Origin of the sequence: Arenibacter catalasegens, assembly GCF_002909235.1 — a bacterium.
Lineage (GTDB): Bacteria > Bacteroidota > Bacteroidia > Flavobacteriales > Flavobacteriaceae > Arenibacter > Arenibacter catalasegens.
In genome coordinates this window covers 19,160-34,845 of sequence record NZ_PHQQ01000037.1, presented here as the reverse complement: position 1 = coordinate 34,845, position 15,686 = coordinate 19,160, and the positions used below count along the sequence as shown (strand labels likewise).

At 37.6% G+C, this 15,686-nt stretch carries 14 protein-coding genes; all 14 read right to left on the bottom strand.

Features of this window, described 5'->3' with window-relative positions:
* Window positions 1–40: 40 nt before the first annotated feature.
* The 14 genes from CWD90_RS21270 to CWD90_RS21205 all read right to left on the bottom strand — a co-directional run bounded on the left by CWD90_RS21270 (window position 41) and on the right by CWD90_RS21205 (window position 15,622).
* Window positions 41–658 carry a GNAT family N-acetyltransferase gene (locus tag CWD90_RS21270; RefSeq protein ID WP_103478075.1) on the bottom strand — a complete coding sequence of 206 codons (618 nt, stop codon included), beginning with the start codon at window positions 656–658 and terminating at the stop codon, window positions 41–43.
* An 86-nt stretch (window positions 659–744) separates the two neighbouring features.
* Entirely contained in the window at window positions 745–1,290 is a 546-nt protein-coding gene (locus CWD90_RS21265) for a DsrE family protein (RefSeq protein WP_103478074.1), read from the bottom strand.
* A 126-nt stretch (window positions 1,291–1,416) separates the two neighbouring features.
* The gene (locus CWD90_RS21260; protein ID WP_103478073.1) at window positions 1,417–2,298 is read right to left on the bottom strand and encodes an RluA family pseudouridine synthase; all 882 of its coding nucleotides are present in this window, start codon (window positions 2,296–2,298) and stop codon (window positions 1,417–1,419) included.
* Window positions 2,299–2,448: 150 nt separating this feature from the next.
* Window positions 2,449–4,104, bottom strand: a complete 1,656-nt coding sequence (locus tag CWD90_RS21255) for an apiosidase-like domain-containing protein (RefSeq protein ID WP_103478072.1) — start codon at window positions 4,102–4,104, stop codon at window positions 2,449–2,451.
* 71 nt (window positions 4,105–4,175) lie between these two features.
* The gene (locus CWD90_RS21250) at window positions 4,176–5,024 is read right to left on the bottom strand and encodes a carboxypeptidase-like regulatory domain-containing protein (protein ID WP_103478071.1); all 849 of its coding nucleotides are present in this window, start codon (window positions 5,022–5,024) and stop codon (window positions 4,176–4,178) included.
* Window positions 5,025–5,171: 147 nt separating this feature from the next.
* Window positions 5,172–5,597, bottom strand: coding sequence for a hypothetical protein (locus CWD90_RS21245; protein WP_103478070.1), 426 nt, complete (start codon window positions 5,595–5,597; stop codon window positions 5,172–5,174).
* A gap of 147 nt (window positions 5,598–5,744) precedes the next feature.
* Window positions 5,745–6,008, bottom strand: coding sequence for a hypothetical protein (locus tag CWD90_RS21240; RefSeq protein ID WP_103478069.1), 264 nt, complete (start codon window positions 6,006–6,008; stop codon window positions 5,745–5,747).
* Window positions 6,009–6,116: 108 nt separating this feature from the next.
* Window positions 6,117–6,581, bottom strand: a complete 465-nt coding sequence (locus CWD90_RS21235; RefSeq protein WP_103478068.1) for a tRNA (cytidine(34)-2'-O)-methyltransferase — start codon at window positions 6,579–6,581, stop codon at window positions 6,117–6,119.
* A gap of 66 nt (window positions 6,582–6,647) precedes the next feature.
* Window positions 6,648–7,913, bottom strand: a complete 1,266-nt coding sequence (locus CWD90_RS21230; RefSeq protein WP_103478067.1) for a sialidase — start codon at window positions 7,911–7,913, stop codon at window positions 6,648–6,650.
* Window positions 7,914–7,964: 51 nt separating this feature from the next.
* Complete coding sequence (gene rlmF, locus CWD90_RS21225) at window positions 7,965–8,813, bottom strand: 23S rRNA (adenine(1618)-N(6))-methyltransferase RlmF (RefSeq protein ID WP_103478066.1); 849 nt, start codon at window positions 8,811–8,813, stop codon at window positions 7,965–7,967.
* 158 nt (window positions 8,814–8,971) lie between these two features.
* Window positions 8,972–10,345, bottom strand: a complete 1,374-nt coding sequence (locus CWD90_RS21220; RefSeq protein ID WP_103478065.1) for a glycoside hydrolase family 140 protein — start codon at window positions 10,343–10,345, stop codon at window positions 8,972–8,974.
* Window positions 10,346–10,481: 136 nt separating this feature from the next.
* Window positions 10,482–11,885, bottom strand: coding sequence for a sialate O-acetylesterase (locus CWD90_RS21215; RefSeq protein ID WP_103478064.1), 1,404 nt, complete (start codon window positions 11,883–11,885; stop codon window positions 10,482–10,484).
* A 794-nt stretch (window positions 11,886–12,679) separates the two neighbouring features.
* Window positions 12,680–14,185: a hypothetical protein gene (locus CWD90_RS21210; protein ID WP_103478063.1), complete on the bottom strand. Its 1,506-nt coding sequence runs from the start codon at window positions 14,183–14,185 to the stop codon at window positions 12,680–12,682.
* A gap of 96 nt (window positions 14,186–14,281) precedes the next feature.
* Window positions 14,282–15,622, bottom strand: coding sequence for a hypothetical protein (locus tag CWD90_RS21205; RefSeq protein WP_103478062.1), 1,341 nt, complete (start codon window positions 15,620–15,622; stop codon window positions 14,282–14,284).
* Window positions 15,623–15,686: the final 64 nt, after the last annotated feature.

Sequence of the window (15,686 nt, the reverse complement as noted above, 5' to 3'; positions counted from 1 at the left end):
AAAGCCAGTGGCACAAATCGAACCGTTATAAATTCAGCGCTCAGCTAAAATTGGCACAATTTGAACCGATATGCCTGGCACAAACCCGACCGATAACACTGGCACAAAACGAACCGAAATACTCACAGGCATTTTCGAGTTCAAATATAATATTGGATTCATTGTCTATATCTTTTCTATCCTTTATAAATAAAAATCCATTATTTTCTAAAAGTCTTCTGGAATTTTCATTATCGACATGGGTTAAGGCCTCAATTTTATAAAGTTTTAATTCTTTGAAACCAAAATCGATAATCATTTTTAGAGCTTCATTCATAATGCCTTTTCCATGGTATTTAGGAGCTAAATCATAACCAATTTCAGCCGTTTTATTGATTTTGGAAAAATTCCACAAGCAGATTGTTCCAATTATTTTGGAATCATTTTTTAAAGTTATTCCCCAAGTAATTGATTTGTTTTTTTTGAATGATTCATTAATTTCATATATAAATTTAACCGCATCCGTTTTATTTTTAGTTTTCCTGTTTTCAGGTCGTTCAATGAATTTGTTAACTGAAGTATCGGAACGTAAGAATAAGATTTCATCACTGTCTGATGCTTCAATTTTTCTTAATAAAAGCCTTTCTGTTTTTATTTCTGGAAAAGATTTAAAATTCATCCAATTTTTAGGTTTTCAGTCAAGATTTAATCTCGGATATTAAGTAGTTGAATAATCATTCACTAATTTTTCAAATCAATAATAAACTAAAATTTAATAAGGGAATATCCTTCGGATTGATAAATAGTCAAAACGGTCATAGCAGATAAAGCTAATTTAATTTCAGGCATAATTTCAGATTTTGAAATACCCGAATGAGCTGCGGATTGACCACAAATATACATTTCTACCCCATGTTCAGATAGTGTCTTTATTAATATGGTATTAGGGTTGTTAATTCCATATTTTCTCATGTAAGCCTTATTGTTAAGAGCGTCCTTTGTGGAGTCTCCGTGCAAAACAAACGCAAGTGATATGTTAGATACCTTTACTCCATTTTTGACGTGCATATTCAAATATCGATGAAGGCTAGAAATCAGGGAATTTGAAGAAGAGGAGTCTTTAGGCAAATAGTCAATGTCAAATATGGCTTTTAGAACGGATGTAGAATCTGGAACAAAATCCGCATTTTCAATGTTGTATGTTGCTCCTATTTCGTCAAAAATTGGACCATATTCCGGCTTTGTGATTTGGCCTGAGCATATGTTATAAAACACGCTCAAGAAGATTATCGCTATAATATTTGCCTTCATATTTTATTTAATTATTACCTACCGTCCTATATAACCATGAGATGTGTGGCAGTTAATTTACGGTTTTATCTGTATAGACTTTATTATCTTGACTTTTTTAATTTGGTTCTAGCTCAATGACCATTATTACACTACCATTAAATATTTTCTGAAACTAAATATTTTCTGAAACCTTTCAGGAAATTCATCTTTTAAATACACCTGTTTATTTGTAAATGGATGTATAAAATTCAATGAATAGGCATGTAAATAAAGACCCTTACCACTTAAAATTAAATTTTCAAGGCCATAGGCTGCATCTCCTAATATCGGATTATCTATACTGGACAGGTGTTTACGCAGTTGATGCCTTCTGCCTGTTTGAGGGTCCAATTTCACCAAGTTGAGTTTGCCGAATCTTTTTGAGGCAACACATTCCAATACTTCATAATTCGATATTGATTTCTTACCGTCAATTTCGGAATTGATTTTCCCTTGATCTTGCATTTCACCAATAGTAACTGCATAGTATGTTTTCTCAATTTTTTTGTCTTCAAACATTTTATTTAAAAGACGAATACTTCCACTCGTCTTTCCGACCAATAAAATGCCTGTGGTTGCAAAGTCCAATCGATGCACAGGCTGCGGTTTTGTGGCGTCAGGAAGATTACTTTGTTGAATGTTTTGAGCCAAGGCATTGGCAATAGTTTTAAAACTATTGCCGCTGACCAAAATACCAGCAGGTTTATGGATTACCGCTAAATAGTCATCTTCAAATAAAACTTTAAGAGGAAAAACCAGTTTCTTATTGGGACTAACTTCTTTTGGAACGGATACCTTTATACACTCGCCTCCATTTATTAAAGTAGCAGAAGTAGCAATAACATCATTAACTGTAATGTACTTTTTCTTCAGTGCTTTTTTCAGTGCTGATTTCGTCAAGGCTGCAATGAAAATACCAACGCCATATTCCTGTAGTCGAATTGGAGAAGGTATATGGGGAACAATATGTATTTCAGTCGTATTGATTATGTTTCTAATTTTTGCTGATTTCGAATTTTTAGCGAGTGGGTAATTGTCAATTTTGTGGACTTTATAAAAATACGTAAACCCAGCGAATAAGCTCTAAGCCTATATTTTTAAATGGTTTGCTATTTACCAACTTATTTATTTTCTATTTTAATCACTCACTTTTTCCAATACCAGTACCCAGTCCTGTGGTGAGGGAACGGTCTTATTGAACGCTACTGGATTGGCTAGTTTCTCACCTACTTTAGCACTTGCCTTAATAATACCTTGGTCAAATTTTCGCCCCGTACCTGGGTCAAAATAGTAAGCGTGCCAGTTTACCCTGGGATCCAAGTCCTTCACCGTTCTGCCTTCCCAATCGTAAATACCTCGTTGGGGCAAGTAGATAATTCGTACTTCCCCAGGTATCCCTGCAGCAAAATTCCCTTCCTCCACCCATTCAGGATGACTTTCAAAACGATACCAAGGATATTGTTCCAGTAGCTTTTTTCCTATTCCTATCTGTGCAGAACCAGGATAGTTCATGCCTTCCTCCCAAGTGGTATAGTCGTAGGCGAATCCTTTAAATCCAGTATGCCCAGGGTCTCCTTCAACACCAGCGTGCCAAATTCCTGCAGCACCATAAGTGTGGCCAGCTGCACCGCTTAGCATGAAACTCCAAAACATATAACGCTGAATGACTTGTCGATTTGTTTGCATATGGCCCTCGTAGCAAGCCTCACCACAAACAATAGGTCTTTTAGGGGAGGCATCCATACTTGCTCTCATTAAATCAAAGGTTTTATCGACTGTTTTCATACCATCATGTCCAATGGCAAGCATATCGAAATCAAACATTGAGTTATCTTTTAAGGCAGTACGTGGGTGACCAGGTGCATGGTAGCAACTTACCCGTTCAAAAGGATCTATATCTTTTACATATTGTGCTACCTCAGACCACGGCCCATAATCATCACTTGCCTCGCCACCTATCATCCATACTGTAGGATAGGCACCGTAACGCGCAACCAAATTTCGCCAATGTCTTTTGTAACCTTCCAGACCCACCTGCATCAATGTACTTTCACCACCACCTTGCGGACGACCCCAACCGCCAACAATAACAGGTACAATACCATTATCGATAAGATGTTGGATACGTCTGTCTGCATATTCAAAATATTTGGGATTCATTCGGCTGAAATCTATCTTTTCATATGGTTTACCGCCCTCATTTTCCCATCGTTCCTCCAGCATATCTTCATCAGGATATGGTCCGCAAACAATCTGAATTGTATTAAATCCTTTGGACTTCCGATCGGCTGTTAATATTTGAAAACCTTCCCACGTCATACGTTTACACAGGCCCTTCCACCAAGTATCTGCCAACCATAAATATGGTGTGCCATCTTGATGTTCAAAATGTCGTTTATCACTAGCTATTCGAATTGGGCCATGCTGGTACAATGGGTTATTACCATTATAGGATGTGACGGTAATTTTGCCTTTTATGCCGTGAAGTTTTTTATTTTTAGTATCCGAGCATTCTGTTTTAAAAGTATGTTCCCCAAGAATATCGGATGCATACCTAAGGGACCATTGCTCATCCCCGGCCCAGAACATAGGTACTTTCAGCATCTTGCCATTGGGCTGTGTAACAACAGCACTAAGAGCTACATCGGTAAATGGATTTGTATAAGTTTTAACAGAAATTAAAGTTACTTCGGCAACAAGATTAGCTTCAACGGTTATTGGGTCCACAGTTTGAGCCGCAAGGGAACAGCAGCAGGAAAATAATCCGATAAAAGTTAGGAATTTTATAGACATCGTTATATTGGTATAGCTTTCGGTAATGTTTTATTTATTTTCAGGATTATCTAGTTATTAGCTTATTGTATTTAATTAGATAGTTCAATATTAATAGCTACATTTCCATCTTCATTACTTTTGTCCTTCCGCTCAATTGGATCAATCCATTTTCCATGATAATTCAGCCAAGTATTTTTTTTCTGTACTTTATATTCCATCCCTATTGCAGGGCATAAAATCTCGTGTCCCAATTTATTGGTGTATATATTCTCTTTTAAATTTAATATATCAAATACTACAAAAAAACCTTCTTTGGGAAATATAAGTTTTTCATCTATATAGTTAACATTGATTTCACCATCTCCATAAACTTCAAGGGTTTTGTATTCACTAAAAAGCTGATTTGATGGTTTCCCATCTATACCGACTTTCATTAAATATACTCTAAACATTTGTTTTCCAGTTAAGGGTGTAATTACAGCAAGAGATATTTGTTTAATAAATGGGGTCTCCGCATATTCTTCGTCATATTCAAAAAACCTTGCACATGCTTGGTGTTCAAAATTGTTAAATTCTCTAATTTTTTTATAATGGTTATAGGATTTAATATTTATGTTTTTATTGTTTTGCACTGGGAGTATAATAACTTCTTCCAATTCAATTTCGCTAGGGTTAAGTAGAATTTCATTTGTAAGTTCTACTTGAGTTTGTAATTCTTGATAACCCAAATGTGACACCAATAATGTATCTCCAATTTGCCCTTTCTTCATATAAAAAACACCATTTTCGTCAGATGTTGTACCTAGCCAAGATTTTTCTATCCAAATATTAACGTATGAAATGGGAAGGCCAGTTTCTTTATCCACTACTTTGCCGGTGATTTGGCAAAAACATTGAAGAGAGACAAGGATCAATAGTAAAGAACTATATTTTTTCATATTAGGTGTTAGCGGTTCTTGTTTGATTGGTTGCGCAGGCCGTAGTCATTATCAGCGGGCGGGTTGTTCAATTACCAATCGGGCTTTTCCCGCTTGTAATAAAGATAATCGATCGGGGGGATTTCTATTTGGGAAATCCGCCCGCAATTAATTATAAACCTTGTTAGTAAATGGCGTTTTTTCAGGTGGCAAATTCAATTCAGCCAATATCCTGAGCAATTCAATAAGGGAATCTATATCAATCAATTCTGTATTGATTTTCAATTCCCTTTGTTCCGTTTTCAGCGTATAATCACCGGCATACTTTTTAATCCAATTTATATCATGCAGATTTATTTCTTTCCCGAATCCATAAAGTGCATTTTTTTTTATTGTTCCGTTTTCGATAGTCAGATATTGATATGTCAAATCGTGTAAATAATGACCTAGGTATAAAATTCCGACAACTAAATACCCGTACTCAGTCCAACGAATTTTATCATTAAACACAACGCTTAATATTCCGAGTGCAATCCAAACCATTCCGAGCAATAAATGCGCAAGTAATCTTTTTTTTCTAAATTTTATTTTCATATCTACGGTTAGTTTTCGCTTTTTGCTAACAAATGGATATAGTTATTATATGCCTAAGATAGCAAATCCCCTATTATTTATGGGATATAATATTTTAGCGATGAACCGCTTATGAAGGAAATATTTTTGTCTAGATAATTATTTGGATCAGTTCTTATTTAACGTTGCCTCGATGCCCTTGCGACCTTTTTTTAATTTCTTTCTGAGAACAAAATAGATAAGGACTGTAATCAGGGTAAATCCAAGAGCGGTCAAGGACTGCCATGTTAAGGTAATAGACTTTGATTTAAGCTCGGCAAATTCGGTGGAGCCTTTTTTATATACAATCTCAATTCCGAAATAGAAAATAGCTCCCAACAAAATCAACAGGAACAGAAAAAATACATTCAACCAGAAAGTCTTTTTTTTCAATTTTCTAAATGTTTATAATGAGGTACAACAATAGAATCGCTTTTTTTTTGCCTACATTAAAATAGGAAGCAGTGATGGTAACAGAAGGATGATTTCACTTACAGGGTTTTAATGTAGTTTGGTTTTTATATTTCGAATTCCTTCATATACTACTATGCTAACCGCATTGGCCAAGTTTAAACTTCTAATATGTTCACTGTAAATGGGTATATTATATAGCAATTTAGAATTTTCTGTCACTATTTTTTCAGGTAATCCAGTTGATTCTTTCCCAAAAATCAGAAACATGTCGTCTGTGTAGTCAATAGCGCAGTAATCTTGGGTCCCATGACTGGAGAAGTATGCAAAGTTCTTACCTTTATTTTTTGAGTAAAAGTCATCAACGTTCTCATAAATGAAAACGGATATATGCTTCCAGTAATCCAATCCGGCTCTTTTTAATCGCTTATCACTTAATTCGAACCCAAAGGGTTTTACGAGATGTAATTTGGATCCAGACCCCAAACTTAGGCGACCAATATTACCAGTATTCATAGGTATCTCTGGTTCAATTAATACAATATTAAATCCCATTATTTATAGTTAATGCCTCACTAGGGTTCGGCAGGTATATTCGATTATTAATTTAAGGATATCTCTTTAGGAAAAAAGTCGATTTGGCTGGTTCCATTTAATCTTCGCCACAAAAACACTACCATCACTACCATATTCTTCAACACCTTCCGGTTGCATCCACTCTGAGACCGTTACCCAAGATTCCTCAGGCGAAACATCTGTAATGCCGAAATTTCCTAAACGCGCTCCTCTTTCTGGGACAAGAATCTGTTCCGTAGCTCTGATCACGCATAAATTATCAGGGTCCACCTCCGCCATGAAAAGCGGCGCCCTATGACGAAATACATGATCGTTATTAGCCCCTTTCCGAGTATAGACCAGAAATAATCCTTCGCTATGTGTAAGCCAATGTTGTTGTGTATTGTAACTTCCAAGCTCCGTTCCATCATCAAATGTCCAAGGCTGGTATTTGTCAAAATTTAATCCATCCTTACTTCGTGCAACAAAACCTTTTTTATCATTTCGAATGGTTAGAAAAAATTCTTTATTAAATTTTGTTATAGAAGGTTCTCCGAGTCCACGGGTGTCATCATTTAGTTCCAATTCCGTTCCATGTGAAAGATATTCCAGCTTTTTTCCATTAAAAGAACACTTACAAACTGTAACTCTCGAATTTTTTCCTTCTGGACTAAAATATATGGGGAGCAAGATTTCACCATTTCCTAAATCATAGCGTTGTACGCAACCTGCACCAGCATTATAAAATTTTTCTTCATCTGGCATTATTAATTTTTGCCAATCACTCCATTCGTTTTTGTGCATGTCATAAATGGAGTAGGACGTACTTCTGGGCCTTGGATTTGTTATTTTCCAGTTGGGTGTATAAGCCACAGTATGCCCTACACCCAGCAAAGTTTTTGTGGCCGTATGCCATTTTGGAGAAAAGTCGCTTATGGCGACAGGCCGTTCAATGCCATCGATTATTTCGAATCGGGGCGCCAATGTTTTCAACTCTTTAGGTGTTGTCCAGTTTTTGGCTAGGTTATTTGTATCCAATCCATACATTCCGTAGAAAACGTCACTCCCTGCTAGATCTAATTTGTTCATGGTCATTACCACCCTAGGAATACTATTTTCATCTGCGCCCGGTACAATTCCCGCCCGCGGATGACACCAGCACCTTTTACCATCGAACAGCTTTGTGGGGACATTTAAATCTAGGGAATAATCCAATTCCTCTTTTTTGCAACTGTAAAGGGACGGTATACTAGCCAATGTGATTCCAGCAATCAAAGAAGATTTTAGGAATTTCCGTCTATTTATATCATAACCTTTATTGCTGTTCTTCATAATTGATATGACTAATATAGTAAATCCGAATTATTTATTGACCCAATAATTTTATTGACGAAAAGTCCAGGCTACAAATCTGCTCTTTTTGTTCCCCTGTTCCATATCAATGACCTTGACAGCTGCAGGTTGGGTCTTGTTAATTGCCCTTTTAATATTTTTTAAGTTCTCTTTTTGGGAAACCAAGGAGGTAAACCAATATACCTGTTCCTTAAATTGCACGCTTTCTAGAACCATCTTCTTCACAAAGGCCTCTTCCCCGCCCTTGTACCACAATTCATTGGCCTGTCCGCCAAAATTTAAGGTCTCCTTTTCCTGAAGCTGTAGGTTACGAACCTTGCGTTGATTTTTTAGTTGGGCATCACTACGGTTTTTATAAAAAGGTGGATTACATACCACAACGTCAAACGCATCATCTGGCCTAATAATATGTTCTAAAATGCTGTTCTTAAAACCTTGCTGCCTAAGGTCTATGTTAGCCAATACACTGTTTTTGTCAATAATTTCTTGAGCATTTTTTAAAGCATCCAAATCTACTTCAGAGGCGGAACATTGCCACCCAAAATGACAGCTGGCCAAAATAGGGTAGATTAAGTTGGCTCCCGTACCAATGTCCAACAAACGAAGTTGAGGTTTCTGGATCAGGTCTGCTACATGCAATAAATAATCCAACCTGCCCGGTATGGGCGGACATAGGTTGTGCTCTGGAATATCCCAAAAGTCGAGGCCGTAATGGGCCTTTAGGAGTGCAGTATTCAAAGCCTTAACGGCCTGTTTGTCGGCAAACTTTATAGTCTTGTTTCCATATTCATTTACAAAGACAAAATCCCTTAAGCCGGGGTAGTGTTGAATAAGGAAATCAAAATTATAATCTTTGGCAAAAGGATTTTTTGGGTGCACGGGTATAGCTCTTAAAGGGCAAAGTTAGCAAAAGCTAATCTAAATCAACATTTCTTACCAGTGGTGCCTTTTATTCAAAAAGTTCAATAATACAAGAGTCAAAATTTAAGAATTGAGCTTTCATTTTTTTAATACATTTTAACGATTTCCATCAAGTTCTATTTATTCAATTCCAAAAGGTCAATGGAAAAATCCTCGGTTACCAAAATCAAAAGAAAATCGCTGCCCCGGCCACTGGACCAAGGTATAAATTCATAAGGATTATTTGTCTCCATATTTCCAATATGGCTTATTTTACCGCTTCTTGGATTGTACCAATATGCTTTAATTTTATCCGAAAGCATATTGGATAAATCAATTTTAACTGAATTTCCTATAGGAGTATAGGCGACTACAATATCTTGGTTCTCACCCATTGCACAAACAATATGTGTTTCATCCTCTGGATTATTATTTAATATCAAGGTTGGCTTATACATCATCTTCTGCCAGTCTATTATTTCAAATACCTCCTTCATATATTTCATATGTGTGGAACCCTGTAAATCAAGGGCAGCTTGCCAACCGGTCCTCGCAGAAATAATTGGGGTTCTATTTACATCGTACATCTGCCAGATATCATTGCAACCGTAGGTATACCCAGCGGCACCTGCTATTATACTCCAATAGGCGGAAACTCTTACATCCGAATCATCAAGCCAGCCATAGGTCTTGTTTTCCCAAAATCTATCAGGTATATTTTCATATCTTGCCTCTCCATTGATTACAGGACGGACCAACTTTGCTTGCTTGCTTTCAAGGACATAGGAGTATTCTTTTGCTGTTCTGCTGTGTCCACTTTGATACATATCCAAATCAAGCCATTCTTCATCAAAAAAATCTATTGCCTTTTTGCTTCCAACGGGGTGGTAGGTCATTAGGTGCAAACTATCCACTTTTTCAATACCCTGTGCCATTGCCCGTATTATTGCATAATGATTTTCATTTTCGGGTATTCTATCACCCCCAAGAATCCAAATAATATTGTTGTAGGAAATGAATCGTTTGGCTATTATCTCTCCATAAACCAAGGCATTACTAGAATTAAAAATCTCCGGACCAACCCCCCATTTTTTATTAAACTTATCTCCCCAAGTAGGAAGAAGTCCAATATAGAGGCCTAATTCGCTTGCTTTTTTCAAAACGTACTCCACGTGCTCCAAGTATTTCTCATTTACCTTTGTTGGATCGTTATTTATTAAAGGTTTTTCACCATATGCATTTGGCGTATCCAAGCCATCAAGTTCAGCAAGAATAACAGTTTGTATTACGTTAAATCCTTTTTTTGCCCTATCGGTAAGGTATATGTCAACTTCTTCCCTGTTTAAACGATGAATGAGTTCCCAGGCCGTTCCACCCAACCAAAAAAATGGTTCATTGTCCTGAGTTACTATATAATTACGGTCATTGCTTATTTTCAACAACGGTAAATGTTGTCCGTAACTCATTTGATAAAGCAAGAATATACCTAATACTAATAATTTATATGTCATGGCTGCAATATTTTAATTTATGATTGCCTTCATCCAACTTGCTCCCTATCCTGTTTTATTAATAGCCATTATTCACCGGTTTCAGAGGTGAACATATAGAAGAGCGCCCCGTTGCTTCAAATTAATCATAATCCTGTTACTCCGCCCAAGCATCCGTTCTAAACGAGGAGGCCGGTAAGCCCTCTGTATTGAAAAGGCTGCCTGACTCGCAATTTTTAAAGGCATATCTAACGGCAACAGGTTGCGATACCTGGCTAGACCAAACACTTAGGCTCTTATTTCCATTGATTTTTGCTTCGGCAGGATGAAAGACTTTGTCCGCTCCCGCAATCTCAAAACCTGTCAAGGTTTGACCGTAACTGGAGAGACCGTTGTCTGTATAGTTGAACGACAGTTGTATTTTTCCTTCCTTTATTTCATCGATTTCCTTGTAGACTGGACCGCTAAAAGCAATTCCGTCTATACCGTAATCTTTGGATAGTGCCCAGAGTGCCAATCTATCGCCTACCAATTTTTTCTCCCTAGGGTGAATGTAATCACAATCCCCAATGTCCATGGTTACTGCCATCCCGGTATTTTCAACAGTTTTCATGGTGTGCAATTGTGCTTCCCGAACAAAGCCGGCATTACCATCGTTATAACCATAGGGGGCAATTTGAACAAAGTAAAACGGAAACTCGTCCCGCTGCCATTTTTTTCTCCATGTTTTGATCATGGTAGGAAAAAGTCGACTGTATTCCTCGGCCCTGTTTCTGTTGGATTCTCCTTGGTACCAAATAGCACCTTTAATACCGTAACCTATCAAGGGGTTTATCATGGCATTGTACAGCAGGGTAGGGGTCTGATGTAATCCTTTATCCGGACGTTCTTTTGGTAATTCAATGTTTTTAAATTCTGAAAATGCCTCTTTTTCCATCCATGCCTCAACACTGGATCCTCCCCATGAGGTATGGATCAAACCAATGGGAACATTTAATAGGGTATTCAATTTTTTTCCAAAGAAGTATGCGGTGGCACTAAAGTCCCTTACTGTTGCTGGGGTGGCCTCGGCCCATAGGCCTTCCACTTTCTCTAAAGGTTCCAGGCTTGCCGCCCTTTTTACGGTAAACAAACGTATCTGACTGTTCTTAGAGTTTAAAATGGTCTCGCCACTATCATCGATTGGTTGGTTGTCAAAACCTTTTACAGGCATTTCCATGTTGGACTGCCCTGAGCACAGCCAAACTTCTCCGATCATTACATTTTTCAGGGTAACCTCATTGCTGCCCTTTATATTAAGTGTATAGGGTCCGCCATAGGAGGGGGTATTTATCTTAAGTTTCCATTGGCCCTTACTATTTACCGATGCGGTGGATTCTGCTCCCCAACTTCCTTTAATTATAATTTTGCCTCCTGGTTTATCTGTTCCCCAAATGGAAACATTGTCTTTCTGCTGTAATACCATATGATCGCCAAAAAAAGCTGGTAATTCAATTTGAGCGTAGGAGGCTGTGACAGTACATAAGAGCAGTGCCAATAATAAGGTTTTCAATACTTTCATAGTTGTTTGTAAAAATAATTTATAAGGTTGTTATTAAAATATTCCTCAAAAAAACGCGAGTATTTTCCTTAAGGACATAGCACTCCGATAAATGTAGGGATTTTTTTTCGTGAGACCCGAATTTCAAAAGCAGAAGGCGAATTGAAATGCAACGGTCGAACGAATCCCGCCATTTGGCGGGGATTCCGATGCAGTGCTTCACTGCACGGTTTGGTGGCTTAAAGTGGGTATGGGCCTTCCCTAGTGCGTGCAAGTTCTTTATTCGTGAGACCCGAATTTCAAAAGCAGTAGGCGAATTGAAATGCAACGGTCGAACGAATCCCGCCCTTTGGCGGGCTTTTCGTTGTAGTGATTTTCAGCACGGTTTGGTTACTTAAAGTGGGTATGGGCCTTCCCTAGTGCGTGCAAGTTCTTTATTCGTGAGACCCGAATTTCAAAAGCAGTAGGCGAATTGAAATGCAACGGTCGAACGAATCCCGCCATTTGGCGGGGTTTCCGATGCAGTGATTCTCTGCACGGTTTGGTTACTTAAAGTGGGTATGGGCCTATCCTAGTGCGTGCAAGTTCTTTATTCGTGAGACCCGAATTTCAAAAGCAGTAAGCGCATTGAAATGTGACGGTCGAACGAATCCCACGATTTGGTGGGGTTTCGGATGCATTGTTTCTCTGCACGGATTGGTTGCCTAGGGTGGGCATGGCCTTCCCTAGGGGGTGTAAAGTTCTTTCCTCGTGAGACCCGGTATTGCTTAACGACTCTCAATTAAACTATCAATATGAAACCCGACAATTGATTATTAGGGAGTTGTGGTTACGGTGGCCTTTTCATATTCTTTCAAGTCTAAGGTAAGGTAGGAATAAGGCTGTTGGCCATTGTTCTCTATGGTGCAACTGGTCTTTTTTCCATTTACAAATAGAAACTCATGAAGGCCTGGCATTTTGGCGGTCCATTTTATAGTCCCGCCGTTTATATTATGGGCTATGGTTTTAGTTTTACCAAAATGTTCTACGCCAACCTTGTTGGAGAGTAGGGGAACGTTCATCATTTCGGCCCATTCATTGGCCTTCTCTAACCGGGATAGGGTTATAAACTCGTTTAAAGCAGCATTGGCATCAATGCCCATTAACCCTCTTGTTATATGCTCAATTACAGTATAGGAATTCTCAGGATAGGCGCGTCTGGTATTTAGATGGCTACACAAATCAATAATCATCTTATTGGCGATTGATGTTTTATTATTTTCATAAAAGATGATAGGCAAATAGGACTTTAATTCAACAATTAATTTACCAAAGTTTGCCTCGTATTTCCCTACCAAATCCTGAATTTTAGAATCGTCCTGAATGGCATCAAAATAGAATAGATAATGCAGAAAAGCCTGATTTTCCCCTACCATAAAATAGTCGAAGTTCCCATCCCCATACATAATGGAACGGAACGCTTGTTTTTCGGTATCCCACCAAAATTCATCCAAGAATTCCTGTTCTTGTTGGGCCTTTTCGGCATACTTTAAAGATTGCGGCAAATCGTCTCTAAGGGCCAACATCTCCGAATAGGCTTTATAAGCGGCTACAATGGAGGCGGTCATATCTATACCAAGTAAAGTTTCTCCTTGCCCACCTTCGTTGTATGTGGGTATCCCACGTTTGTTTGCAAACCTGCTTTTTTCTGGATTCTCGGGGGAATGTATAGAGCGACTCCGACTTAAGGTTTCGCTAGAACCCAATTCCCAATGGTCCAAATATTCATTAAGGCTCAGTTCATAAAAATTAATTAGATCGGGGTTATTTAAGTATTCCTTGTTTCCAGTCCATTTATAAAGACGGTAGGCGTTATAGGTTACATCGAAGTTGGCAGGCAGATTATACCAAAAATCTTGATCATTTTCATAGTCTACTGGCGCAGGTTTATTATATCTATTAATTTCCCAATAGCTACAATAATCCTTTTCCTTATTTATGTTTTGGGCGAATTTCAGGAACATATTGTAATTGTGTTCTCCCAATCCCAAGATTTCTGCCCCAATGGCCTGATGCGAAACGTCTCGCATGCAAAATGCTTCACGGTCAGGTAGTGCAGCTTCATACCAATACCCAACGGGATCGGAGTTGTCATGAGCATAAGACAGGGCTTTGTTTTTGGCCCAGCTGAAAGCCTTATCCAATTCTTTGTTAGAAGAATTAAATACCAACTCTCCGTTATTTGTTTGCGTTATTTTCTTTTTGGGTTCCTCATTACAACTAATGAGCATTATCCCAATTAGAAATAAAAGATAATATTTGGTAGTATTGTTTATTTCCATAGTATGGATTTTGGATTGGATTTTTTGGATCAGCCTAACTTTTAAGGATTGTTATACTTTTTGAATAAAGATATACCGTTTTGCCTACTCCCGAATTTAATCATTGAATTTAAAGGAATATAAATCAGCTTCCTTCATGGTTACGCGCAGTTTAATGGTTTTATTTTTAATAGGGCTAAGATTCGAAGAATTTATCCAGCTAACCCTTCCCTCAATTTTATCACCTATTATTTTTTCCGAGCTATACTTATTGCCATTTAAGAGGGGGTTATTATTTTCATCAAGGATTTCTATATGGATATAACCGCCAGCACTAGTGGAATAATTTATTTCCATATGCACCCCATTAAATGTAAAGGCTTTGGTAACAAAAAAACCTTCCTTGGATTTAGATTTTATGGAAGAAAATCCATCCATTCTAATTTTAAACAAGGTATTGCGTGCATAGATCCCCATATAGTTTTCGTCCAAAGGAACAAGGTTTAAGGTAATATAATTGGATCTATTTCCCCATCTTTCCGTTTTAAGTCCAGGCCGTATAATGGCTTCAGGGAAGGTCCTGTCAAATTTAACGCCATCTCTGGAGCTTATAAGAACAATATCCGTAGAATTGCCGTTTTTAGGGAAAAACCGTGTTGACAAACCTATATAAATATGGGGTGCCCTAAAATAAGGCTGAATGCCGGAGGTATATAAATGCTCTCCCTCCAGATTTGGAAAAATGTTGATAGGTTTGCTCCAATTCTCAAAATCTTTTGAAGTGGTTCTTGAAAATGATCTTAAACCATTGATGAGCCTTCTAAAGTAACAAACGTATTGGTTTTCATGTTGGGACCAAAACGCAATATTCTGTGAATCAAATTCATAGTAGGCAGCATCGTGTTTAATTACAGGTTCATTCCTATATTTTTTAAATTTTATTCCATCATTGGAAACAAAGTAAAATAGGCCATCGGTATCATTGGTTCCGGACAAGGCTTTGTATTTATATTGCGTATTCGGGTTTAAATCCTTGAAAGGGGTGAAATTGTGACTAAAGGGCGGGTCGTAAAATATAAAGTTATCAATGCTGTCATTTAAAAGTGTGGCTTCCTCCTGCCAATGATAACCATCTCTGCTAATTACACTCTTGGTTATTTCCCCAGGATTTCCATCATAATGCTCCCCTTTCCAAAAACTTAAATTATCTCTAAAATATATTCGGTAGAGACTGTCTGTTTTAATTATAGTTTGATAATAGCCATTAGGGATATTAGTACTTTTAACTTCTTGGAGAGCATTTAATTGCAACTCCAGACCCACTACGGTGTCCAATAGATATTCATCTAAAAACAATTCCCTTTTATTCCCTAGGTCCAAAACATCCTGACTTAATATTTGATTGGAATAAACTAGGAAGATGGAAATAAGCGGGAGGAGTAATTTTTTGTTGATCATATTCACTAACGAAGAATGGTTTTGTTAAAAGTATGGAATTTCGATCTGGTTTTATTAGAGCGGT

Excerpts from the sequence above, each read along its gene's own strand:
- CWD90_RS21270 (WP_103478075.1), bottom strand. The coding sequence starts at position 658 with ATGAATTTTAAATCTTTTCCAGAAATAAAAACAGAAAGGCTTTTATTA.
- CWD90_RS21265 (WP_103478074.1), bottom strand. The coding sequence starts at position 1,290 with ATGAAGGCAAATATTATAGCGATAATCTTCTTGAGCGTGTTTTATAAC.
- CWD90_RS21255 (WP_103478072.1), bottom strand. The coding sequence starts at position 4,104 with ATGTCTATAAAATTCCTAACTTTTATCGGATTATTTTCCTGCTGCTGT.
- CWD90_RS21250 (WP_103478071.1), bottom strand. The coding sequence starts at position 5,024 with ATGAAAAAATATAGTTCTTTACTATTGATCCTTGTCTCTCTTCAATGT.
- CWD90_RS21245 (WP_103478070.1), bottom strand. The coding sequence starts at position 5,597 with ATGAAAATAAAATTTAGAAAAAAAAGATTACTTGCGCATTTATTGCTC.
- CWD90_RS21235 (WP_103478068.1), bottom strand. The coding sequence starts at position 6,581 with ATGGGATTTAATATTGTATTAATTGAACCAGAGATACCTATGAATACT.
- CWD90_RS21230 (WP_103478067.1), bottom strand. The coding sequence starts at position 7,913 with ATGAAGAACAGCAATAAAGGTTATGATATAAATAGACGGAAATTCCTA.
- CWD90_RS21220 (WP_103478065.1), bottom strand. The coding sequence starts at position 10,345 with ATGACATATAAATTATTAGTATTAGGTATATTCTTGCTTTATCAAATG.
- CWD90_RS21215 (WP_103478064.1), bottom strand. The coding sequence starts at position 11,885 with ATGAAAGTATTGAAAACCTTATTATTGGCACTGCTCTTATGTACTGTC.
- CWD90_RS21210 (WP_103478063.1), bottom strand. The coding sequence starts at position 14,185 with ATGGAAATAAACAATACTACCAAATATTATCTTTTATTTCTAATTGGG.
- CWD90_RS21205 (WP_103478062.1), bottom strand. The coding sequence starts at position 15,622 with ATGATCAACAAAAAATTACTCCTCCCGCTTATTTCCATCTTCCTAGTT.